At 38.8% G+C, this 21034-nt stretch carries 36 protein-coding genes; 34 read left to right on the forward strand and 2 right to left on the reverse strand.

Translation table 11 applies throughout. The features are described 5' to 3' along the window. The first annotated feature begins 3 nt into the window (after nucleotides 1-3). From rpsC to BAQ44_RS01910, 32 genes are all read left to right on the forward strand, one after another. Complete coding sequence (gene rpsC / locus BAQ44_RS01755; RefSeq protein ID WP_000529958.1) at nucleotides 4-663, forward strand: 30S ribosomal protein S3; 660 nt, start codon at nucleotides 4-6, stop codon at nucleotides 661-663. A 1-nt stretch (nucleotide 664) separates the two neighbouring features. Continuing rightward, nucleotides 665-1099 carry a 50S ribosomal protein L16 gene (gene rplP, locus BAQ44_RS01760; RefSeq protein ID WP_000928969.1) on the forward strand — a complete coding sequence of 145 codons (435 nt, stop codon included), beginning with the start codon at nucleotides 665-667 and terminating at the stop codon, nucleotides 1097-1099. Next, nucleotides 1089-1289 carry a 50S ribosomal protein L29 gene (gene rpmC, locus BAQ44_RS01765; RefSeq protein ID WP_000855718.1) on the forward strand — a complete coding sequence of 67 codons (201 nt, stop codon included), beginning with the start codon at nucleotides 1089-1091 and terminating at the stop codon, nucleotides 1287-1289. The genes rplP and rpmC overlap by 11 nt, the downstream gene beginning before the upstream one ends. Nucleotides 1290-1309: 20 nt before the next feature. Continuing rightward, entirely contained in the window at nucleotides 1310-1573 is a 264-nt protein-coding gene (gene rpsQ, locus BAQ44_RS01770; protein ID WP_000004106.1) for a 30S ribosomal protein S17, read from the forward strand. Between the two features lie 43 nt (nucleotides 1574-1616). After that, entirely contained in the window at nucleotides 1617-1985 is a 369-nt protein-coding gene (gene rplN, locus BAQ44_RS01775) for a 50S ribosomal protein L14 (RefSeq protein WP_000615912.1), read from the forward strand. Between the two features lie 38 nt (nucleotides 1986-2023). Beyond that, entirely contained in the window at nucleotides 2024-2335 is a 312-nt protein-coding gene (gene rplX, locus BAQ44_RS01780; protein ID WP_000558201.1) for a 50S ribosomal protein L24, read from the forward strand. 26 nt (nucleotides 2336-2361) lie between these two features. Beyond that, entirely contained in the window at nucleotides 2362-2901 is a 540-nt protein-coding gene (gene rplE, locus BAQ44_RS01785; RefSeq protein WP_001080829.1) for a 50S ribosomal protein L5, read from the forward strand. Between the two features lie 33 nt (nucleotides 2902-2934). Further along, a complete protein-coding gene (gene rpsN, locus BAQ44_RS01790; protein WP_001085700.1) occupies nucleotides 2935-3120 on the forward strand; it encodes a 30S ribosomal protein S14 in 186 nt (61 codons plus the stop codon). Nucleotides 3121-3149: 29 nt separating this feature from the next. Beyond that, nucleotides 3150-3548: a 30S ribosomal protein S8 gene (gene rpsH / locus BAQ44_RS01795; protein ID WP_000245511.1), complete on the forward strand. Its 399-nt coding sequence runs from the start codon at nucleotides 3150-3152 to the stop codon at nucleotides 3546-3548. A 32-nt stretch (nucleotides 3549-3580) separates the two neighbouring features. Next, nucleotides 3581-4120 carry a 50S ribosomal protein L6 gene (gene rplF, locus BAQ44_RS01800; RefSeq protein ID WP_061678371.1) on the forward strand — a complete coding sequence of 180 codons (540 nt, stop codon included), beginning with the start codon at nucleotides 3581-3583 and terminating at the stop codon, nucleotides 4118-4120. 33 nt (nucleotides 4121-4153) lie between these two features. Beyond that, nucleotides 4154-4516, forward strand: a complete 363-nt coding sequence (rplR, locus tag BAQ44_RS01805; RefSeq protein WP_000628818.1) for a 50S ribosomal protein L18 — start codon at nucleotides 4154-4156, stop codon at nucleotides 4514-4516. Between the two features lie 21 nt (nucleotides 4517-4537). Beyond that, nucleotides 4538-5038 carry a 30S ribosomal protein S5 gene (gene rpsE / locus BAQ44_RS01810; RefSeq protein WP_000554646.1) on the forward strand — a complete coding sequence of 167 codons (501 nt, stop codon included), beginning with the start codon at nucleotides 4538-4540 and terminating at the stop codon, nucleotides 5036-5038. A gap of 13 nt (nucleotides 5039-5051) precedes the next feature. Then, complete coding sequence (rpmD, locus tag BAQ44_RS01815; RefSeq protein ID WP_001085231.1) at nucleotides 5052-5234, forward strand: 50S ribosomal protein L30; 183 nt, start codon at nucleotides 5052-5054, stop codon at nucleotides 5232-5234. 33 nt (nucleotides 5235-5267) lie between these two features. Further along, nucleotides 5268-5708 (forward strand): 50S ribosomal protein L15, encoded by a 441-nt coding sequence (gene rplO, locus BAQ44_RS01820; protein ID WP_000766082.1) that lies wholly within the window; start codon nucleotides 5268-5270, stop codon nucleotides 5706-5708. After that, nucleotides 5708-7009: a preprotein translocase subunit SecY gene (secY, locus tag BAQ44_RS01825; RefSeq protein ID WP_000490122.1), complete on the forward strand. Its 1302-nt coding sequence runs from the start codon at nucleotides 5708-5710 to the stop codon at nucleotides 7007-7009. The genes rplO and secY overlap by 1 nt, the downstream gene beginning before the upstream one ends. A 56-nt stretch (nucleotides 7010-7065) precedes the next feature. Next, on the forward strand, nucleotides 7066-7716 hold the full coding sequence (locus BAQ44_RS01830) for an adenylate kinase (protein ID WP_001048992.1): 651 nt from the start codon (nucleotides 7066-7068) through the stop codon (nucleotides 7714-7716). Further along, nucleotides 7716-8462, forward strand: coding sequence for a type I methionyl aminopeptidase (gene map / locus BAQ44_RS01835; protein ID WP_000582541.1), 747 nt, complete (start codon nucleotides 7716-7718; stop codon nucleotides 8460-8462). Before BAQ44_RS01830 ends, map begins: the two co-directional genes overlap by 1 nt. Nucleotides 8463-8530: 68 nt before the next feature. Next, on the forward strand, nucleotides 8531-8749 hold the full coding sequence (gene infA, locus BAQ44_RS01840; RefSeq protein ID WP_001029884.1) for a translation initiation factor IF-1: 219 nt from the start codon (nucleotides 8531-8533) through the stop codon (nucleotides 8747-8749). Between the two features lie 35 nt (nucleotides 8750-8784). Then, entirely contained in the window at nucleotides 8785-8898 is a 114-nt protein-coding gene (gene rpmJ, locus BAQ44_RS01845; RefSeq protein WP_000868344.1) for a 50S ribosomal protein L36, read from the forward strand. Nucleotides 8899-8919: 21 nt separating this feature from the next. After that, nucleotides 8920-9285, forward strand: a complete 366-nt coding sequence (gene rpsM, locus BAQ44_RS01850) for a 30S ribosomal protein S13 (RefSeq protein ID WP_000090790.1) — start codon at nucleotides 8920-8922, stop codon at nucleotides 9283-9285. 24 nt (nucleotides 9286-9309) lie between these two features. Continuing rightward, nucleotides 9310-9699 (forward strand): 30S ribosomal protein S11, encoded by a 390-nt coding sequence (gene rpsK, locus BAQ44_RS01855; RefSeq protein ID WP_000101797.1) that lies wholly within the window; start codon nucleotides 9310-9312, stop codon nucleotides 9697-9699. Between the two features lie 180 nt (nucleotides 9700-9879). Beyond that, on the forward strand, nucleotides 9880-10824 hold the full coding sequence (locus tag BAQ44_RS01860; protein ID WP_000569644.1) for a DNA-directed RNA polymerase subunit alpha: 945 nt from the start codon (nucleotides 9880-9882) through the stop codon (nucleotides 10822-10824). A gap of 35 nt (nucleotides 10825-10859) precedes the next feature. Beyond that, on the forward strand, nucleotides 10860-11222 hold the full coding sequence (rplQ, locus tag BAQ44_RS01865) for a 50S ribosomal protein L17 (protein ID WP_000331490.1): 363 nt from the start codon (nucleotides 10860-10862) through the stop codon (nucleotides 11220-11222). A 103-nt stretch (nucleotides 11223-11325) separates the two neighbouring features. Continuing rightward, nucleotides 11326-12168, forward strand: coding sequence for an energy-coupling factor ABC transporter ATP-binding protein (locus tag BAQ44_RS01870; RefSeq protein WP_061678370.1), 843 nt, complete (start codon nucleotides 11326-11328; stop codon nucleotides 12166-12168). Further along, on the forward strand, nucleotides 12144-13025 hold the full coding sequence (locus BAQ44_RS01875) for an energy-coupling factor ABC transporter ATP-binding protein (RefSeq protein ID WP_000406519.1): 882 nt from the start codon (nucleotides 12144-12146) through the stop codon (nucleotides 13023-13025). Before BAQ44_RS01870 ends, BAQ44_RS01875 begins: the two co-directional genes overlap by 25 nt. Beyond that, nucleotides 13013-13807 carry an energy-coupling factor transporter transmembrane component T family protein gene (locus tag BAQ44_RS01880; RefSeq protein WP_061678369.1) on the forward strand — a complete coding sequence of 265 codons (795 nt, stop codon included), beginning with the start codon at nucleotides 13013-13015 and terminating at the stop codon, nucleotides 13805-13807. Before BAQ44_RS01875 ends, BAQ44_RS01880 begins: the two co-directional genes overlap by 13 nt. A 14-nt stretch (nucleotides 13808-13821) precedes the next feature. Next, nucleotides 13822-14565 carry a tRNA pseudouridine(38-40) synthase TruA gene (gene truA / locus BAQ44_RS01885; protein ID WP_033656275.1) on the forward strand — a complete coding sequence of 248 codons (744 nt, stop codon included), beginning with the start codon at nucleotides 13822-13824 and terminating at the stop codon, nucleotides 14563-14565. Nucleotides 14566-14717: 152 nt separating this feature from the next. After that, entirely contained in the window at nucleotides 14718-15155 is a 438-nt protein-coding gene (gene rplM / locus BAQ44_RS01890; protein WP_001260795.1) for a 50S ribosomal protein L13, read from the forward strand. 21 nt (nucleotides 15156-15176) lie between these two features. Continuing rightward, complete coding sequence (rpsI, locus tag BAQ44_RS01895; RefSeq protein ID WP_000079986.1) at nucleotides 15177-15569, forward strand: 30S ribosomal protein S9; 393 nt, start codon at nucleotides 15177-15179, stop codon at nucleotides 15567-15569. 162 nt (nucleotides 15570-15731) lie between these two features. Beyond that, entirely contained in the window at nucleotides 15732-16160 is a 429-nt protein-coding gene (locus tag BAQ44_RS01900) for a YbaK family protein (RefSeq protein ID WP_001101006.1), read from the forward strand. 66 nt (nucleotides 16161-16226) lie between these two features. Beyond that, nucleotides 16227-16940, forward strand: a complete 714-nt coding sequence (cwlD, locus tag BAQ44_RS01905; RefSeq protein ID WP_000822445.1) for an N-acetylmuramoyl-L-alanine amidase CwlD — start codon at nucleotides 16227-16229, stop codon at nucleotides 16938-16940. Nucleotides 16941-17083: 143 nt separating this feature from the next. Then, a complete protein-coding gene (locus BAQ44_RS01910) occupies nucleotides 17084-18151 on the forward strand; it encodes an iron-sulfur carrier protein/transcriptional regulator SalA (protein ID WP_063260923.1) in 1068 nt (355 codons plus the stop codon). A gap of 55 nt (nucleotides 18152-18206) precedes the next feature. On the opposite strand, the gene gerD is transcribed toward BAQ44_RS01910, so the two are convergent. Further along, complete coding sequence (gerD, locus tag BAQ44_RS01915; protein WP_063260924.1) at nucleotides 18207-18824, reverse strand: spore germination protein GerD; 618 nt, start codon at nucleotides 18822-18824, stop codon at nucleotides 18207-18209. Between the two features lie 139 nt (nucleotides 18825-18963). On the opposite strand from gerD, the gene kbaA reads away from it, so the two are divergent. Further along, nucleotides 18964-19575: a KinB signaling pathway activation protein KbaA gene (gene kbaA / locus BAQ44_RS01920; RefSeq protein WP_063260925.1), complete on the forward strand. Its 612-nt coding sequence runs from the start codon at nucleotides 18964-18966 to the stop codon at nucleotides 19573-19575. Nucleotides 19576-19665: 90 nt separating this feature from the next. On the opposite strand, the gene pdaB is transcribed toward kbaA, so the two are convergent. Beyond that, complete coding sequence (gene pdaB, locus BAQ44_RS01925) at nucleotides 19666-20430, reverse strand: polysaccharide deacetylase family sporulation protein PdaB (protein WP_071720464.1); 765 nt, start codon at nucleotides 20428-20430, stop codon at nucleotides 19666-19668. A 170-nt stretch (nucleotides 20431-20600) separates the two neighbouring features. Here pdaB and BAQ44_RS01930 point away from each other — a divergent pair, with 170 nt between their 5' ends. Next, nucleotides 20601-20819: a hypothetical protein gene (locus BAQ44_RS01930; protein WP_000900298.1), complete on the forward strand. Its 219-nt coding sequence runs from the start codon at nucleotides 20601-20603 to the stop codon at nucleotides 20817-20819. The last annotated feature ends 215 nt before the right edge of the window (nucleotides 20820-21034 follow it).

The following is a 21034-nucleotide window of genomic DNA, read 5'->3' on the forward strand; positions in this document are numbered from 1 at the left end:
TCGATGGGTCAAAAGGTTAATCCAATTGGTCTTCGTGTCGGCGTTATCCGTGACTGGGAATCTCGTTGGTTCGCAGAGAAAGATTATGCTACATTATTACATGAAGACATCAAAATCCGTGAGTACATTACTGTACGCTTAAAAGATTCTGCTGTTGCTAAAGTAGAAATCGAACGTGCAGCAAATCGTGTAAATGTTACAATTCACACTGCAAAACCTGGTATGGTAATTGGTAAAGGTGGTACTGAAGTTGAAGCACTTCGTAAAGCTCTTAACCAATTAACAGGCAAGCGTGTACACATCAACATTTTAGAAGTTAAGAGAGCTGATCTTAACGCTAAATTAGTAGGCGAAAACATTGCTCGTCAATTAGAAAACCGTGTATCATTCCGTCGTGCACAAAAGCAAGTTATTCAACGTGCTATGCGTGCAGGTGCTAAAGGTATTAAAACACAGGTTTCTGGTCGTCTTGGCGGAGCTGATATCGCTCGTGCAGAATCTTACAGTGAAGGAACTGTTCCACTTCATACACTTCGCGCTGATATTGACTATGCAGCAGTTGAAGCTGATACAACATACGGTAAATTAGGCGTAAAAGTATGGATCTACCGTGGAGAAGTCCTTCCTACAAAAAAGAAAGCTTCTGAGGAAGGAGGAAAATAATATGTTAATGCCAAAACGCGTAAAATATCGTAGAGAGCATCGTGGTAAAATGCGTGGTCGTGCAAAAGGTGGAACTGAAATTGCTTTCGGTGAATTCGGTCTACAAGCACAAGCTGCTTCATGGATTACAAACCGTCAAATCGAAGCTGCTCGTCGTGCAATGACTCGTTACATGAAACGTGGCGGTAAAGTATGGATTAAAATTTTCCCTTCTAAACCTTACACTGCAAAACCTCTAGAAGTACGTATGGGTTCCGGTAAAGGGGCACCAGAAGGCTGGGTAGCAGTAGTAAAACCTGGGAAAATTATGTTCGAAATCGCGGGTGTATCTGAAGAGGTAGCACGCGAAGCATTACGTCTTGCAGCTCACAAGTTACCTGTGAAATGTAAATTCGTAAAACGTGAAGAAAATGGTGGTGAATCTAATGAAAACTAATGATATTCGTGAATTAACCACTGCCGAAATCGAAACAAAAGTTAAAGCTTTAAAGGAAGAATTGTTCAATCTTCGCTTCCAACTTGCTACAGGACAATTAGAGAATCCAACTCGCATTCGTGAAGTGCGTAAAGCAATTGCTCGTATGAAAACTGTAGTTCGTGAAAGAGAGATCGGAATTAATCGATAAATTGAGGGGAGGTTTGCATAGTGAGCGAACGTAACCAACGCAAAGTTTATACTGGTCGTGTTGTGTCTGACAAAATGGACAAAACGATTACAGTTTTAGTTGAAACTTACAAAACTCATTCCTTGTACGGAAAGCGTGTTAAGTATTCTAAGAAGTACAAAGCCCATGATGAGCAAAACCAAGCGAAACTTGGCGATATCGTTAAAATCATGGAAACTCGCCCGCTTTCTGCTACTAAGCGTTTCCGTTTAGTTGAAATCGTTGAAGAAGCGGTTATTATCTAAATAGATGAATCGGAATTTTTAGTCCGAAGGGAGGTTTCATAAGATGATCCAACAAGAATCTCGTTTGAAAGTTGCTGACAACTCTGGTGCACGTGAACTTTTAACAATTAAAGTATTAGGCGGCTCTGGTCGTAAATATGCTAACATCGGTGATATTATCGTTGCTACGGTAAAACAAGCAACACCAGGTGGCGTTGTTAAAAAAGGTGACGTTGTTAAAGCAGTAGTAGTACGTACGAAGAGCGGAGCTCGTCGTCCGGACGGTTCTTACATCAAATTTGATGAAAACGCAGCGGTTATCATTAAAGACGATAAGAGCCCACGTGGTACTCGTATCTTCGGACCAGTAGCTCGTGAATTACGTGATAGCAACTTCATGAAGATCGTTTCTTTAGCTCCAGAAGTTCTATAATTTAAGGTATTGCCTTGCTAAGGAGGTGCAGAATTAAGATGCATGTAAAAAAAGGTGATAAAGTACAGGTAATCACTGGTAAAGACAAAGGAAAACAAGGCGTTATCCTTGTGGCTTTCCCAAAGCAAAACCGTGTTATCGTTGAGGGTGTTAACATCGTTAAAAAACACTCTAAGCCATCTCAATTAAATCCACAAGGTGGAATTATTACTAAAGAAGCACCTATTCACGTTTCTAACGTTATGGTTTTAGATCCTAAAACAGGTGAACCTACTCGCGTAGGCTTCAAAGTAGAAGATGGTAAAAAAGTTCGTATTGCAAAAAAATCTGGTGAATTATTAGATAAATAATTTTCTTAAGAAAGGAGGTCACTTCATTGAATCGCCTTAAAGAGAAGTTCCAAAAGGAAATTACTCCTGCTCTAGTGAGCAAGTTTAACTATAAATCTGTGATGGAAGTACCGAAAATCGAAAAGATCGTAATCAACACTGGTGTTGGTGACGCGGTATCTAACTCAAAAGCTTTAGACAATGCAGTAGAAGAATTAACACAAATCGCAGGTCAAAAGCCTGTTGTAACTCGTGCTAAAAAATCAATCGCTGGTTTCCGTCTTCGTGAAGGTATGCCAATCGGTGCGAAAGTAACTTTACGCGGCGAGCAAATGTATGAGTTCTTCGACAAATTAGTATCAGTTTCTTTACCACGTGTACGTGATTTCCGTGGTGTTTCTAAGAAATCATTCGATGGTCGTGGGAACTACACATTAGGTGTTAAAGAGCAACTTATCTTCCCTGAGATCGATTATGATAAAGTAAGCAAAGTCCGCGGTATGGACATCGTAATCGTTACTACAGCGAAAACTGATGAAGAAGCTCGTGAACTTTTAACACAATTCGGTATGCCATTCCAAAAATAATGGAAGCCAACGCTAAGTAGAGGAGGCGAAAACGTGGCTAAAAAATCTATGATAGCGAAACAAAAGCGTACTCCTAAGTTTAAAGTACAAGAGTATACACGTTGCGAACGCTGCGGTCGTCCGCATTCTGTATACCGCAAATTTAAACTTTGCCGTATTTGTTTCCGTGAACTTGCATATAAAGGTCAAATTCCTGGTGTTAAAAAAGCTAGTTGGTAAAACCCACAAATGGGAAGGAGGTAAAACACATGGTGATGACAGATCCAATTGCAGACATGCTTACTCGCATCCGTAATGCGAACATGGTACGTCATGAGAAATTAGAGGTTCCTGCTTCTAAAATCAAAAAAGAGATCGCTGAACTTTTAAAACGTGAAGGTTTCATTCGTGATGTAGAATACATCGAGGATAACAAACAAGGTATCCTTCGTATTTTCCTGAAATATGGTGCAAACAATGAACGTGTAATCACTGGATTAAAACGTATCAGTAAACCTGGCTTACGCGTTTACGCTAAAGCTGATGAAGTACCACGTGTACTTAACGGATTAGGTATCGCTCTTGTTTCTACATCTAAGGGAGTAATGACAGACAAAGACGCTCGTCAATTACAAACTGGTGGAGAAGTAGTAGCATACGTTTGGTAATATATATTTAAAACGAACGGAGGTGTGACCACATGTCTCGTATTGGTAAAAAGATTCTTGAAATCCCTGCAGGTGTTACTATCACAGTTGCAGAAGACAATACTGTAACAGTAAAAGGCCCTAAAGGTGAATTAACTCGTACTTTCAATGCTGATATGCTTATCAAAATTGAAGAGAATACATTAACAGTTGAGCGTCCATCTGAACAGAAGGACCACCGTGCATTACACGGTACAACTCGTGCTTTAATCGGAAACATGGTTGAAGGTGTAACTGCAGGTTTCGCACGCGGACTTGAATTAGTCGGTGTAGGTTACCGTGCTCAAAAACAAGGTGATAAACTTGTATTAAGCGTAGGTTATTCTCATCCAGTAGAAATGACTCCGGAAGCAGGTATTGAAGTTGAAGTACCTGCACCAACTAAAATCGTAATCAAAGGTATCGACAAGCAACGTGTTGGCGAATTTGCTGCTAACATCCGTGCTGTACGTGCTCCTGAGCCATATAAAGGTAAAGGTATTCGTTACGAAGGCGAAGTTGTTCGTCGTAAAGAAGGTAAAACTGCTAAGTAAACCCGTTAGGTGAGAGAAAGGAGTGACAAGAAAATGATCACTAAAGCTGATAAAAATGCGACTCGTAAGAAAAGACATGCACGTGTACGTGCTAAACTTACTGGTACTGCAGAGCGTCCACGTTTAAACGTGTTCCGTTCTAACCAACATATTTACGCTCAAGTTATTGATGATGTGAATGGTGTAACGTTAGTAAGTGCATCTACTCTTGATAAAGACCTTGCTCTTAACGGTACTAGCAATACTGAAGCTGCTACGAAAGTAGGAGAATCAGTTGCTAAGCGTGCTGTAGAGAAAGGCGTTAAAGAAGTAGTATTCGATCGCGGTGGTTACTTATACCATGGCCGTGTTAAAGCTCTAGCTGAAGCTGCTCGTGAGGCTGGATTACAATTTTAATGGTCAAAGGAGGGAAAATTGATGCATCGCATTGACCCAAGTAAATTAGAACTTGAAGAACGTGTAGTTACGATAAATCGTGTCGCGAAAGTTGTTAAGGGTGGTCGTCGTTTCCGCTTTGCTGCACTAGTTGTAGTTGGCGATAAAAACGGTCATGTTGGATTCGGTACTGGTAAAGCACAAGAGGTACCAGACGCAATCCGCAAAGCTATCGAAGACGCTAAGAAAAACTTAATCGCTGTACCATTAGTTGGTACAACAATTCCACACACAATCAACGGTCACTTTGGAGCTGGTGAAGTATTCTTAAAACCTGCTGCTGAAGGTACTGGTGTTATTGCTGGTGGACCTGTTCGTGCGGTACTTGAATTAGCTGGTGTACAAGATATTCTTTCGAAATCTCTTGGTTCTAACACACCAATCAACATGATTCGCGCTACTGTGAACGGATTAAGCGAACTTAAGCGCGCTGAAGATGTTGCAAAATTACGCGGTAAATCTGTAGAAGAGCTACTAGGTTAAGGAGGGAAAACAAATGGCGAAAAAGTTAGAAATTACCCTCACTCGTAGTGTAATTGGTCGTCCACAAGATCAACGTGCGACGGTAGAAGCTTTAGGTCTTAAAAAGTTGAATTCAACTGTAGTTAAGGAAGAAACTCCTGCTATTCTTGGTATGATCAACAAAGTTTCTCACCTTATAACTGTAAAAGAAGCTTAAGGATAACTCATTAATATAAGGAGGTGCCTGGGAATGAAACTTCATGAATTAAAACCTGCAGAAGGTTCTCGTAAAGTACGTAACCGTGTCGGTCGTGGTATCGGTTCTGGTAACGGTAAAACTGCTGGTAAAGGTCATAAAGGACAAAACGCACGTTCTGGTGGCGGTGTTCGTCTTGGCTTCGAAGGTGGTCAAACTCCATTATTCCGTCGTTTACCAAAACGCGGCTTCACAAACATTAACCGTAAAGAGTTTGCTATTGTAAACTTAACAACGTTAAATCGTTTTGAAGATGGTACAGAAGTAACACCTGAATTATTGCTGGAAACTGGCGTTATCAGCAAGTTAAACGACGGTGTTAAAATTCTTGCAAGCGGCGCAGTAGAGAAAAAACTAACTGTTAAAGCGCACAAGTTCTCTTCAAGTGCTAAAGAAGCAATTGAAGCAGCTGGCGGATCAGTTGAGGTGATCTAATGTTTCGTACAATCTCCAACTTTATGCGCGTTGCTGAGATAAGACGTAAAATATTATTCACTTTAGCGATGTTAATCGTATTCAGGATTGGCACGTTTATCCCAGTGCCATTTACAAATGGAGACGTACTGAAAGCACAAGATCAATTAAATGCCTTAGGTATTCTAAATACATTTGGCGGTGGCGCCTTGAAAAACTTCTCCATCTTCGCGATGGGAATCATGCCGTATATTACAGCATCCATCATCGTGCAATTATTGCAGATGGATGTTGTTCCTAAATTTTCGGAATGGTCGAAGCAAGGTGAAATGGGCCGTCGTAAACTAACGCAATTTACGCGTTACTTTACAATTGTTCTTGCGTTTATTCAGGGGTTTGGTATGTCAATCGGTTTTAACGGTATGGTAGGTGGGCAATTAATTTTGAATCCTGGTTGGAGCACTTATTTATACATTGCTACGGTACTGACTGCTGGTACTGCATTTTTAATGTGGTTAGGCGAACAGATTACATCTAAAGGTGTAGGTAATGGTATTTCCATCCTTATCTTTGGAGGTATTGCCGCAGCGATCCCAAGTGTTATATCTCAAGTGTATCAACAACAGTTTCAAAATATCGGAGATCAATTGTTCATGAGTATCGTTAAAGTTGCATTGATCTTACTAGCTGTGCTAGCGGTTATTGTTGGTGTTATTTTCATTCAACAGGCTGTTAGAAAGATCCCAATTCAATATGCGAAGCGTGTAACAGGAGGGAATGGGAATCATGCTGGAGCACAAAACACACATTTACCGCTTAAGGTAAATAGTGCGGGTGTTATTCCAGTCATTTTTGCTGTTTCATTCTTAATTACGCCTCCAACTATTGCACAGTTCTTCCCGAATCATGATGTATCGCAGTGGATCATTGCAAACTTTAACTATTCTCACCCAGTGGGAATGATTATATATGTTGCGCTCATTGTAGCCTTCACATATTTCTATGCGTTTGTTCAGGTTAATCCAGAGCAAATGTCAGAGAATCTAAACAAACAAGGTGGATATGTTCCAGGTATTCGTCCGGGTAAGAATACGGAACAATATCTAACAAAAATCTTGTATCGTTTGACCTTTGTAGGATCAATTTTCCTAGCAGCGATTGCAATCTTACCAGTTATCTTTACGAAACTGGGAAATCTTCCTCCATCTGCACAGATTGGTGGAACGAGTATGTTAATCGTTGTCGGCGTTGCTTTAGAAACAATGAAGCAGCTAGAAAGCCAACTGGTAAAACGCCATTACAAAGGGTTTATCAAGCAGTGAGTAAGTGGGAAGAATTGTCTTCCCTACATGCTCATGTACTCTGAGGGGGAACAAGGATGAACTTAATTTTAATGGGGCTTCCTGGTGCTGGTAAAGGTACACAAGCCGAACAGATTGTTGCCAAGTATAACATCCCTCACATTTCAACAGGAGATATGTTCCGTGCAGCTATGAAGGCTGAAACTGAAATGGGTTTGCAAGCAAAATCTTTTATTGATAAAGGTGCACTTGTTCCAGATGAAGTTACAATCGGAATCGTTCGTGAACGTTTAAGTCAAGAAGACTGCGTAAGAGGTTTCTTACTAGACGGTTTCCCACGAACTGTTGCACAAGCATCAGCTCTTGAAGAGATTATGAAAGATCTTGGCAAAAAAATCGACTATGTTTTAAACATTAATGTGGATTCAGGGTTGTTATTAAAACGCCTTACAGGCCGTCGCATTTGTAAAGAGTGCGGTGCGACTTACCACTTAGAATTCAATGCGCCAGCAAAAGCTGACGTGTGTGATAAATGTGGTGGCGAATTATATCAACGCTCTGATGACAATGAAGAAACTGTAGCAAATCGTTTAGATGTAAATATTAAGCAAACAAAACCTTTGCTTGATTTCTACGAGGAGCTTGGTTACCTACAAAGCATTAATGGTGAGCAAGATATCAATAAAGTATTTGCTGATATCGATGTTCTCATCGGAGGCTTAGCGTAATGATAATCTGCAAAACTCCTCGCGAGATAGAAATCATGCGAGAAGCTGGCAGGATCGTTGCTTTAACTCATCAAGAGTTGAAACAGCACATTACTCCAGGAATTACAACGAAAGAGCTCGATCAAATAGCGGAAAAGACGATTCAAAAATATGGTGCTACGCCATCTTTTAAAGGATACAACGGATTTCCGGGGAGCATTTGTGCTTCTGTAAATGAAGAGCTTGTACACGGAATTCCAGGGAAGCGCAAGCTCAAAGAGGGCGATATCATCAGTATCGATATTGGTGCGAAATACAATGGGTACCATGGCGATTCTGCATGGACGTATCCAGTTGGAAGCATTTCTGAATCTGTTCAAAAGCTACTTGATGTCACAGAAAAATCGTTGTATCTTGGTCTAGAACAAGTAAAACCAGGCGAAAGATTATCAAATATCTCACATGCGGTTCAAACCCATGCTGAAGAGAATGGGTTCTCGATCGTTAGGGAGTATGTTGGTCACGGAATCGGGCAAGACTTACATGAGGACCCTCAAATCCCGCACTATGGTCCACCAAATAGAGGCCCTAGATTAAAGCCGGGAATGGTCATCTGTGTTGAGCCGATGGTGAATCAAGGAAGACGATATGTAAAAACACTATCTGATGACTGGACAGTGGTAACGGTAGATGGTAAATGGTGTGCCCATTTTGAGCACACGATTGCTCTTACAGAAGCAGGATACGAAATCCTTACCACTTTATAAGTAGCTGGCTCTCCGGGATTTCAGAGCAGTGTAAAATGTTACTGATTTGAAGAAGGGAGAACTATTGAATGGCTAAAGATGATGTAATTGAAGTCGAAGGTACCGTTCTTGAAACGTTGCCAAATGCTATGTTCAAAGTAGAATTAGAGAATGGGCATGTCGTATTGGCTCACGTTTCTGGTAAAATCCGTATGAATTTCATTCGTATTTTACCAGGAGACAAAGTTACGGTAGAATTATCTCCGTACGATTTAAATCGTGGTCGTATTACGTACCGTTTTAAATAATATAGCACTCCGTAATCTTTAAGGAGGTTCGAGACATGAAAGTAAGACCGTCAGTTAAACCAATCTGCGAAAAATGTAAAGTTATTCGTAGACGTGGAAAAGTAATGGTTATTTGTGAAAACCCTAAACATAAACAAAAACAAGGTTAATCAGAAGGAGGTGCATTCAGAATGGCACGTATCGCAGGTGTAGATATTCCTCGAGACAAACGCGTTGTTATTTCTTTAACTTACGTATTCGGCATTGGTCGCACAACTGCTGAAAAAATTCTTACTGAAGCTGGTATTTCTTCAGAAACACGAGTTCGTGATTTAACGGAAGACGAACTAGGACGTATCCGTGATATCATCGATCGTATTAAAGTTGAGGGAGACCTTCGTCGTGAAGTATCTCTTAACATTAAACGTCTAATGGAGATCGGTTCTTACCGTGGTCTTCGTCACCGTCGTGGTTTACCAGTTCGTGGTCAAAACTCTAAAAACAATGCTCGTACACGTAAAGGTCCACGTCGTACAGTAGCAAATAAAAAGAAATAATAAGTAAAGGAGGTTGAACTAACAATGGCACGTAAAACAAACACTCGTAAAAAACGTGTGAAAAAGAATATTGAAGCTGGTATAGCTCATATTCGTTCTACTTTCAACAACACAATCGTAACACTTACAGATACTCATGGTAACGCACTTTCTTGGTCTAGTGCTGGTGCACTTGGTTTCCGTGGATCTCGTAAGTCTACTCCATTCGCTGCGCAAATGGCTGCTGAAGCTGCTGCTAAAGTTGCAATGGAACACGGTTTAAAAACTTTAGAGGTTACTGTTAAAGGTCCTGGTGCTGGTCGTGAAGCTGCAATTCGTGCTCTTCAAGCTGCAGGTCTAGAAGTAACAGCAATTAGAGATGTTACTCCAGTTCCTCATAATGGATGTCGTCCACCAAAACGTCGTCGTGTGTAATTTTTCTGTATAGAATTTTCCCTTTTGTCTATAATGGATATGATGCATTATCGAGAAATTTCGTACAGAAACATCGCTTGTTGTGCACAATCGGGAACTGCCTAAGGGGGACTTTCGGTTAGACAGGGGGTATCCCTTTGTTTAACCGGGGTTTCGACGTTTTGAAGGAGGGTTTAGTTAATGATTGAAATCGAAAAGCCGAAAATCGAAACGGTTGAACTTAACGAAGATGCTAAATATGGTAAATTCGTAATTGAACCGCTTGAGCGTGGATATGGTACTACTTTGGGTAACTCCTTACGTCGTATTCTTTTATCCTCACTCCCTGGTGCCGCTGTTACTGCTATCCAAATCGATGGCGTATTACATGAATTTTCAACAGTTGAGGGCGTAGTAGAAGACGTTACGACGATCATCTTAAACTTGAAAAAGTTAGCTCTTAAAATCTACTCTGAAGAAGAGAAGACGTTGGAAATTGATGTGCAGGGCGAAGGTATTGTCACAGCTGCTGATATTACTCACGATAGTGATGTAGAAATCTTAAATCCAGATTTACACATTGCAACGTTAGCAAAAAATGCGCATTTCCGCATGCGTTTAACTGCAAAGCGTGGCCGTGGGTATACGCCAGCTGATGCAAATAAAAGCGAAGATCAACCAATAGGAGTAATTCCTATTGATTCTATTTATACTCCAGTATCACGTGTGACTTACCAAGTGGAAAAGACACGTGTCGGACAAGTGGCTAATTATGATAAGCTTACGCTTGATGTATGGACGGATGGAAGCATCGGGCCAAAAGAAGCTATCTCTTTAGGTGCCAAAATCTTAACTGAGCATTTAAATATCTTTGTTGGTTTAACTGATGAAGCACAAAATGCTGAGATTATGGTCGAGAAGGAAGAAGATCAAAAAGAGAAAGTTCTTGAGATGACTATCGAGGAACTAGATCTTTCTGTTCGTTCTTATAATTGCCTTAAACGTGCAGGAATTAATACTGTACAAGAGCTTGCGAACAAAACAGAAGAAGATATGATGAAAGTTCGTAACTTAGGACGTAAATCCTTAGAAGAAGTTAAACATAAACTTGAGGAATTAGGTTTAGGTTTACGTAAAGACGACTGAGGATTTAAACCCATCAACAAAGGAGGGAACTACGAATGGCATACAGAAAATTAGGCCGTACAAGTGCGCAACGTAAAGCTATGTTACGTGATTTAGCTACTGATTTAATTATCAACGAGCGCATCCAAACGACAGAAACTCGTGCAAAAGAACTTCGTTCTGTAGTGGAAAAAATGATCACTTTAGGTAAACGCGGAGATCTTCACGCTCGTCGTCAAGCAGCAGCTTTCATTCGCAATGAAGTAGCTAACGCTGAGACTGGTCAAGATGCACTTCAAAAATTATTCGCTGATGTAGCTCCACGCTATGCTGAGCGCCAAGGCGGATACACTCGTATTGCAAAAATTGGTCCACGTCGCGGAGACGCAGCACCAATGGTAATTATCGAGTTAGTATAATGATAATTAAAAGGGCAGGACAGTTCTTTTCAAGAAACTGGTCATGGCCCTTTTTTTTAAATATAAAAATAGGCTAACTTGGCGAAGGAAAGGGTGCCTTGTATTGAAAAAAGAGAAACTTCGGACAGAAAATATATCATTTCAATATCCTGGGGCAGCCACTTATGCATTAAAAGATGTTTCATTTTCTTTGTATGAGGGAGAATGGGTATCTGTTATTGGACAAAACGGTTCAGGGAAGTCTACACTTGCAAAATTATTGAATGGTTTGTTTTTGCCGGAAGCAGGGACTATTACAGTAAATGATACAATGGTTTTATCAGAGGAAACGGTGTGGGATGTTCGAAAGCAAATTGGTATGGTATTTCAAAATCCAGATAATCAATTTGTTGGAACGACAGTGCAAGACGACGTTGTATTTGGCTTAGAGAATATCGGAATGCCAAGAGAAGAGATGGTAGAAAGATTAGATCAGGCTCTCAAACTTGTCCGTATGGAAGATTTTCTTAATGATGAACCTCATTCGTTATCTGGTGGGCAAAAGCAGCGAGTGGCAATAGCAGGCGTTTTAGCACTTCAGCCATCTATTTTGATATTAGATGAAGCAACGTCAATGTTAGATCCTCAAGGAAGACGTGAAGTAGTAGAAACGGTTAGACAACTTGTTAATCAAAAAGGTATTACCGTGTTATCAATTACGCACGATTTAGAAGAAGCGGCACAATCAGACCGTGTCATTATTTTAAATAAGGGAGAAATATTAGAGGAAGGGACTCCAGAGCAAATTTTCAAGTCCTCTCATATGCTCCAAGAAATTGGATTAGATGTACCATTTTCAGTGAAAATAGCAGAATTATTAAAAAGAAATGAAATTCTCTTGCAAAATACGCATCTTACAATGGAAAGCTTGGTGAACGAACTTTGGAGATTACATTCCAAAAAGTAGAACATCGTTATCAATATAAAACTCCATTTGAAAGACGCGCACTTTATGATGTAGACGTGTCGTTTCCAAGTGGGGGCTATTATGCCATTATCGGTCATACTGGTTCAGGTAAGTCGACGATGATTCAACATTTAAATGGTTTATTGCAGCCGACAAATGGCACAGTTCAAATTGGTGAACATTTCATTTCGGCAGGAAAGAAAGAAAAAAAGCTAAAGCCACTACGTAAAAAAGTAGGGGTTGTCTTTCAATTCCCAGAACATCAGTTGTTTGAAGAGACTGTGGAGAAAGATATTTGTTTCGGCCCTACTAATTTTGGGGTATCTGTAGAAGAAGCGAAGCAAAAGGCAAGAGAGGCAATTGAACTTGTAGGGTTAGAGCCAGAACTGTTAACACGTTCACCGTTTGAGTTAAGTGGTGGACAAATGAGGCGTGTTGCGATAGCGGGCGTATTGGCGATGGAACCCGAAGTGCTTGTATTAGATGAACCTACAGCAGGACTAGATCCAAAAGGGCAGAATGAACTTATGGAGATGTTTTATAAGCTACATAAGGAAAAAGGTCTTACAGTTATCCTAGTAACACATAATATGGAGGATGCTGCTAAGTATGCGGAGCAGATTGTAGTCATGCATAAAGGAACGGTCTTTTTGCAAGGAAGTGCAGAGGAAGTATTTTCACATGCTGATGAGCTAGAGAAAATTGGCGTGGATCTTCCTATGTCTTTAAAGTATAAACGTGCAATTGAAGAGAAGTTTGGCATTTCAATCCCAAAGGCTACCTTATCTTTAGAGGATCTTACTCATGAAGTTGTGCAGGTGTTACGAAAAGGTGGTCATGAATCATGCAGCAGTTGATTATTGGAAGGTATATTCCAGGGGATTCTCTTATTCATCAACTTGATCCACGTACGAAGCTGCTGATTGTCTTTTTATATGTATTTGTTGTTTTCTTAGCAAATAATGCGATTTCATATGGATTTTTATTTTTATATGCACTCATTGCTTTATTTTTTGCAAAAGTGCCGATTCGTTATGTACTTTCGGGCTTAAAACCAATTCTATGGATTTTTCTTTTTACATTTTTCCTGCATATTTTTACAAATAAAGAAGGGGAAGTACTATTCCAGCTTGGTTGGTTTTCAATACATGAAAAAGGATTAGAGCAAGGAATATACATTTCTATACGATTCTTCGTTATTATTTTAATGACGACATTATTAACGTTAACGACGACACCTATTGAGATTACAGATGGTTTGGAGACGTTATTAAAGCCGTTGAAGCGTATAAAAGTTCCTGTTCATGAAATCGCATTAATGATGTCAATTTCTCTTCGTTTTATTCCGACATTAATGGATGAAACGAGTAAAATAATGAAAGCACAATCGTCACGTGGTATTGATTTCGCAGGAGGACCGATAAAAGATAGGATGAAAGCTATTATCTCACTACTGGTTCCTCTATTTATCAGTGCTTTTAAGCGTGCTGAGGACTTAGCAATTGCTATGGAGGCTCGTGGATATCAAAGTGGCGAAGGACGTACTAAATTTAGGCAACTACGCTGGAAAACAAGCGATACAGTAACGATTATAAGCTTACTTTGCTTAGCTTGTATTTTGGCATGGGTGCGATCGTAATGGAGAATGGAGAAATGGATAGAATAAAATGTACGGTTGCATATGATGGCATGCATTTTTGTGGTTATCAAATTCAGCCGCAGCATCGTACTGTTCAACAAGAGATTGAAAAAGCTTTGCAGAAATTGCATAAAGGAGAACTTGTTCGTGTTCAGGCATCGGGCAGAACGGATTCTACCGTTCACGCCAAAGGACAAGTCATACACTTTGATACACCTTTGTCTCTTGAAGAGTGGCAATGGAGTAATGCATTAAACACAATGTTGCCAGATGATATTGTTATCAGACAGGTAGAGAAAAAAACAGAAGAATTTCATGCGCGTTACGGTGTTGAGAGAAAAGAATATCGTTATCGTGTGTTATTATCAAAGACTGCGGATGTATTCCGTAGAAATTACGTATATCAATATCCATATCCGCTCGAAATAAACTCTATAAGAAAAGCGATTCCTTATTTTATTGGAACGCATGACTTCACTTCTTTTTGTTCGGCAAAAACTGACAAAAAAGATAAAGTGAGAACAATTTATGAAATTGAGCTAATCGAGCAAGACGATGAATTAATTTTTCGTTTTGTAGGTAATGGATTTTTATATAATATGGTCAGAATTATTGTTGGTACGTTACTGAACGTAGGGCAAGGAAAGCTTGATCCAGATAGCATTCCAGAGATTCTAGCGAAACAAAATCGTCAGTTTGCTGGAAAGATGGCTCCTGGTCATGGGCTTTACTTATGGCAGGTAAACTATAACAACTAATCCTGGTGTAACATTTGCTTGACATTAGAAACTCAAAAGTATATCATAACATATGGTATTGTTTCTAAAACCACGATTAGCCCCGGAAGGAAATCGTGTTTAAGATAAACAATAGATTTTTTCTATGGAAAAGATAACGAGGAGGGAAACACATGCGTACGACTTTTATGGCAAAAGCTAACGAAGTTGAGCGTAAATGGTATGTGGTTGATGCTGAAGGTCAAACTTTAGGTCGCCTATCTACAGAAGTAGCATCTATTTTACGCGGTAAAAACAAACCTACATTTACACCACACGTTGACACGGGTGATCATGTAATTATTATTAACGCTGAGAAAATTCATTTAACAGGTAATAAATTAAACGATAAAATTTACTACCGTCACACTAACCACCCAGGTGGACTTAAACAAAGAACAGCTCTAGAAATGCGTACAAACTACCCTGTACAAATGTTAGAGCTTGCAATTAAAGGCATGCTTCCAAAAGGACGCTTAGGCCGTCAAGTTTCTAAGAAACTAAACGTGTATGCTGGAGCAGAGCATCCACACCAAGCACAAAAACCAGAAGTTTACGAACTTCGCGGATAATTAATTAAAGGAGGGCTTACTTTGGCACAGGTTCAATACTATGGCACTGGACGTCGTAAGAGTTCAGTAGCGCGCGTACGCCTAGTTCCAGGCGAAGGACGCGTTATCATTAACGGTCGTGATTTTGAAAACTATATCCCATTTGCTGCATTACGTGAAGTAGTGAAACAACCTCTAGTTGCAACAGAAACTTTAGGTAACTACGATGTACTTGTAAACGTAAATGGTGGTGGATACACTGGTCAAGCTGGTGCTATTCGTCACGGTATTTCTCGCGCTTTATTAAAAGCTGATCCAGAATACCGTCTAACACTAAAACGTGCAGGTCTATTAACTCGTGACGCACGTATGAAAGAGCGTAAAAAATACGGTCTTAAAGGCGCACGTCGTGCACCTCAGTTCTCAAAACGTTAATTTTTGCGAACTACAAACCCCAACCATTTTGGTTGGGGTTTTTTTATGTTTCATTCCTCTTTTGGGATTTTTGTAGTTTGGAATATTTTAGTGCTATCCTCTCGCGTATGCTTCTTCTTTAGAAGTTTAGACTAATACGTATTAGGGAGGTTTATAAGTACTATGAATGTCATTGTCAGCTTACAAGAAAAACAAAAAGAAAAGCAGCTGAAATATGAACGGAAGATGCTGCGAGAATTATCATTAAAAACATTACGTTCAAATATTAGAGATGCCTTTCAGATGCAGGAACTTCATCGTCAGTATGAAGATTACTGTATTGAATTAGGGATAGAATCGTATTTATTAGGAGCGAGATACAGTAAGTTTGGTTATTATGGTGAATCATTCTTTGATGTGAAATATAGAGCCTTAGAAGAAGAACAACAATTAACGGAAACATTATTTCAATTTTTAACGAGCATGACTATGAGGGAAATTAAGTTACAAGATGAGGAATTACTTTTTGAATCTTGTCAGCAGTTTATTGGCTTATGGTGGCAGGAAGGATATGAAAAAGGTGAAAGAAGATATCGATTAAAGCTTCATTAAGACAAGCATAAACTTTCCTCTTGTCCCATATAAGTAATTAGAGGGACTAGCTGGAGGAGGAAAGGTATGAAGAGAATTCGAATTATCTCTTTTGCACTCGCTGCGGTTGTTTTGTTTTTTTTAGTCAAACAAGAATTTCAAATTACAAAATCGTGGCGAGCGTGGAATTTACCCTTATCAGGGAAAGTGATTGTATTAGATGCTGGGCATGGTGGGCCAGACGGAGGGGCTGTTGGTGGAAAAGATATTATAGAAAAAGATATTACGCTTGAGATTACAAAGAAGGTACAAGATTATTTACAGGAACAAGGTGCGCTAGTTATTTTAACACGTGAGGGAGATTATGATTTAGCTCAGAAAGATACAAAATCATATAGTAGACGTAAAGCAGAGGATTTAAAAAAGCGTGTAGAGATTATTAATAAACCTGATGTAGACTTTTTTGCAAGTATTCATTTAAATGCTTTAACTAGTAGTGGATCGAAAGGCGCACAAACGTTCTATTACCGTTCTTCGATTGAAAATGAACGTGCTGCGAAATTTATACAAGCTGAATTGAGGACGAGTTTAGAGAATACGAATCGTTCTGCTAAAACAATTTCTCATGTGTATTTATTAAAGTATGCGAAAACACCAGGTGCTTTAATTGAAGCTGGCTTTTTATCGAATGTAAACGAAAGGTATATGTTAAATTCGGAGAAATATCAGCAAAAGGTAGCGGCTGCAGTATATCGTGGTATATTACGCTATTTCACGGAAAAAGGAAATCCTCCAGAATAAGGAGGATTTTTTGAGTTTCTCTCGTTAACGAAGTTTTCCGAAAATATGTTATACTGGAAATGTAAACGCATTTATTTAAAAAATAAAGAGAGATAAATTTAATTAACATTACGTTATTTTTCATACAGGGGGCTGGGCTAATCATGGTAACGAAAGAGCAAGTAGTGGAAACGTTAGAAGGGGTTGTAGATCCATTTTTACATAAAACGTTAAAAGAAACAGGGGCAATTAAAGAGGTAACAGTTAAGCCTGAGAAGGAACATGTAAGTGTTAAAATTGCAATCGTAAAAACCGGTACAGCGGAACAAATGCAATTGCAATCTGGAATTGTAAAGTTAGTAAAAGAATTAGGAGCGGCAACAGTAGGGCTTCGCTTTGCAGAATTTACAGAAGAGGAATTAGCTCAGTTTGCACCAGAACAAGAAGAAGAGCAAACTGAATCTTTATTGTCACCAAATTCAAAAACAACATTTTTAGCAGTTGCGAGTGGAAAAGGTGGGGTAGGGAAATCAACAGTTTCTGTTAACCTTGCTATTGCTCTAGCTCGTCTAGGGAAAAAGGTTGGTATCATTGATGCCGATATTTATGGTTTTAGCGTACCGGATATGATGGGGATAGAAAAACGTCCTGTTGTAAGAGGGGATAAAATTATTCCAGTGGAGCGTCTAGGTGTAAAGGTAATCTCAATGGGATTCTTTGTAGAAGATAATGCACCGGTTATTTGGAGAGGGCCTATGCTTGGGAAAATGTTAAATCACTTCTTCACAGAAGTAGAATGGGGCGATTTAGACTATTTAGTTTTAGATTTACCACCGGGTACAGGTGATGTTGCGCTAGACTTACATTCGATGTTGCCGGCTTGTAAAGAGATTATTGTAACAACGCCACATCCAACAGCGGCATTTGTAGCAGCGCGTGCTGGAGCCATGGCTTTACGTACAGAACATAGTATTCTTGGTGTTGTTGAAAATATGGCGTATTTTGAAAGTAAAACAACTGGTGAAAAAGAATATGTGTTCGGAAGAGGTGGAGGAGATAAATTAGCTACAGAACTTCAAACAGAAGTACTTGGCCGAATCCCACTTCAACAACCTGATTGGAATAAAGAAGACTTTGCGCCGTCAGTATATGAAGATACACATACGACAGGTCTTATTTATCGCACGATAGCTGAGACAGTAATTGATAAAATAGCTGTCGCGCAAAAATAAAATAATAATGAGTGGACGATACATATATTGTCCACTCATTATTATCGTTATCATTTTACTGCTGTTCCTTTTTACCGTCTTGGGAACCACCTTCACCGCCTGCTTCTTTTTTATCAGATCCACTTTTTTCAGCCTTTTGTACACCTTTACTAATAATATCAATCATCTTAGCTTGGAAGAGTGGGCTTTCAGCAGTTTCGGTTAGTACTTGTTGTAAATATTGACGGTATTCTTTGCTCTTCATCGTTTGTAACATCATTTTTTCTACTTCAGGGTTTTTCATAATTTCTATAACGCCTGCTTGGTATTCAGGGTCTTTTAGTAATGTTTTCATTAAGGTTGTTTGTTCTTTCCCCATACTTTTAGCGAATTTCGATGAGAACTCAGGGTCTTTAAAGAGCTTTTCCCAGAATTGTTGCCCTTTGTCTGATACCATCGCATCTTCAATCGTTTTCTTTACTACTGTTTCATCTAGTATGAGTGCTTGTTTCATTTTTTCATCAGTTAACACATCTTGAATGGCTTTTTTACCTTGATCGGTTTTTAAAATATCAACAATCATTTTCTTCGTTTGATCGTAATCAAGTTCGGACTTTGCTTCTTTTCCTTGTGCACATGCTACAAGTGCGAGGAATAGAAAAGAAGAAGTCAAAACGAGCAGCATCCGTTTCATAAGTTGGAACTCCTTTCAGCACAGTTCTCTCTTTTTAATATAAATATCTTTAGGGAATTTATACATGAACATGGCTAGCTTTTTGAAATTGTCATTGATACAATTTGATTAGAAATATAAGGATAATGGGGGATGTGTTGTGAATAGCCGCAAGTGGGTACGACTATTTTTTACGACGTTGTTTCTTGGTGGGATTAGCACGGTCATACTTGGGTTTGTTTTAGAGTGGGACAAGTACGCTAAATTTTTTCAAAATTTCGACGGAAAGGAAATTCTAGCAGTTTCCTTTTGGTTGATGGGTGTAGGATTTATTTTTAGTGTTATAAGTCAAATGGGATTCTTTGCTTATTTAACAATCCATCGTTTTGGGTTAGGTATGTTCCGTTCATCTTCTTTATGGAATGCAGTCCAGCTCTTCTTTATTGCATTTGTTTTGTTTGATTTCGTGTATTTAAGATCTGTATTGATTGCAAATGGGGAAGCTTCATTAGGGAATAACATACTTGTTGCTGGTGTGTTATTTATGTTCGGGGCCATTGTTGCTTACATAAAAAGTAAGGAAACAAATAAAAAGGCATTTGTGCCCGCTTTGTTCTTTATGGTTGTTGTAACAATTCTTGAATGGGTACCAGCTCTTCGAATTAATGATACAGACTGGTTATATTTAATGGTGATACCACTTTTATTATGTAATGCATATCAGTTACTTATATTACATCGTTTAATTGGAAAGAGGAGTAAGTCGGCCTAATATAAGAGAGTTTGTACGAATGAAAAAAGCTCTATTACCTGAATGAAAGGTAGTAGAGCTTTTTATGTGGGAAGGCACAATGGAAAAGAATTACTGTACATCTTTACTTTTCGTACTTGTGTTGGAAATAAGTTGTGATACGGATATTTGCTCATATCCGTCACTCTTTAATTTTTGTAGAAGCAGTGGTAAAGCTTTGTTTGTTTGAAGGGCAGAATCGGATGCGTGTAATAAGACGATATCTCCACCTTTTAAATTAGTAGAGACGGTGGAAACGATATTGTTTACACCAGGGTTTTTCCAATCGTTTGAGTTATTACTCCAATGAACGATGGTGTATCCGAGTGATTCTGCTATTTTAAGTGTTGTTTTGTTAAAGTCTCCACTAGGTGGACGCAATAGCTTGACTTGTTTCACGCCGAGTTTTGTAAAAACATCTTGAGCTCGTAAAAGATCTCTTCGTATTTCATTTGTCTCTAGAGAAGTGTAGGACGTGTAATTATAGCCCATACTACCGATTTCATGTCCATCTTTTATGATGCGTTCAACAACATCAGGGTGTCTTTCTGCCCATGCAGCAGAAAGGAAGAAGGTTGCATTCTTAATGTCTCTTTCTTTAAGTGTATCAAGGATTGGAATTGCTTTTTTGTCTCCCCAACTAATATCAAATGTGAATGCAACTTGTTTTTTAGAGGTGTCGCCCTTGTAAATAACTTTAGGTCCTGTAGCAGTTGAAAAAGCAGATTCATGTGAATATGTTTTTAAAAAGAGAAGCCATGCTGTAAATAAGGAAAGTATCACTATTAAGCTAATGTGTTTAAAATTTCTTTTACTCGTAATAAAAAAGAAAAACATAATATTACGCCCCTTTGTCCAATCCTTTTCAGTTACATATATGCTTTAAATATTAAAAAGAGAACAAAGGATTAATATCGTAAGCAGTGGATATAATGAATGATAGGATTTTAATAAGTGAAAATGAGCGAAACGTTTATTGCTTTGTAGGAAATGATTGAGGTGATGATTTGCTTGGGTTTATGTTAACGAAAGAAGAGAAAAAAGAAATGGAATACATATTGAAGAGAGAGTTAGAAGAACTTTTATTTGATTTTGAAGATGAACGTATTCATGACGTTGTAAAAAAGGCGATGGAGGAAAGATATAAAATCATTTTTTGTTTGTTTCGAAGAGTCGCTAATGCAGAAGAATGTATGCGTTATGTAAGGAAAAGAACTTTTTATTAAAAGGTGTTGACGTTAATAGATATTATATGATAAATTAATAAACGTCGCTGATGCAGAAACGCAGAAGACGACAAAAAAGAAATTGAAAAACTTAGTTGACATCGAAAAACGAAGATGTTAACATAAGGAAGTCGCAAATGAGCGACTAAGTAGTTCTTTGAAAACTGAACGAAACAAACAACGTGAAACGTCAATTTTTATTTTTAGATGCTAGA

Origin of the sequence: Bacillus mobilis (assembly GCF_001884045.1) — a bacterium.
Lineage (GTDB): Bacteria > Bacillota > Bacilli > Bacillales > Bacillaceae_G > Bacillus_A > Bacillus_A mobilis.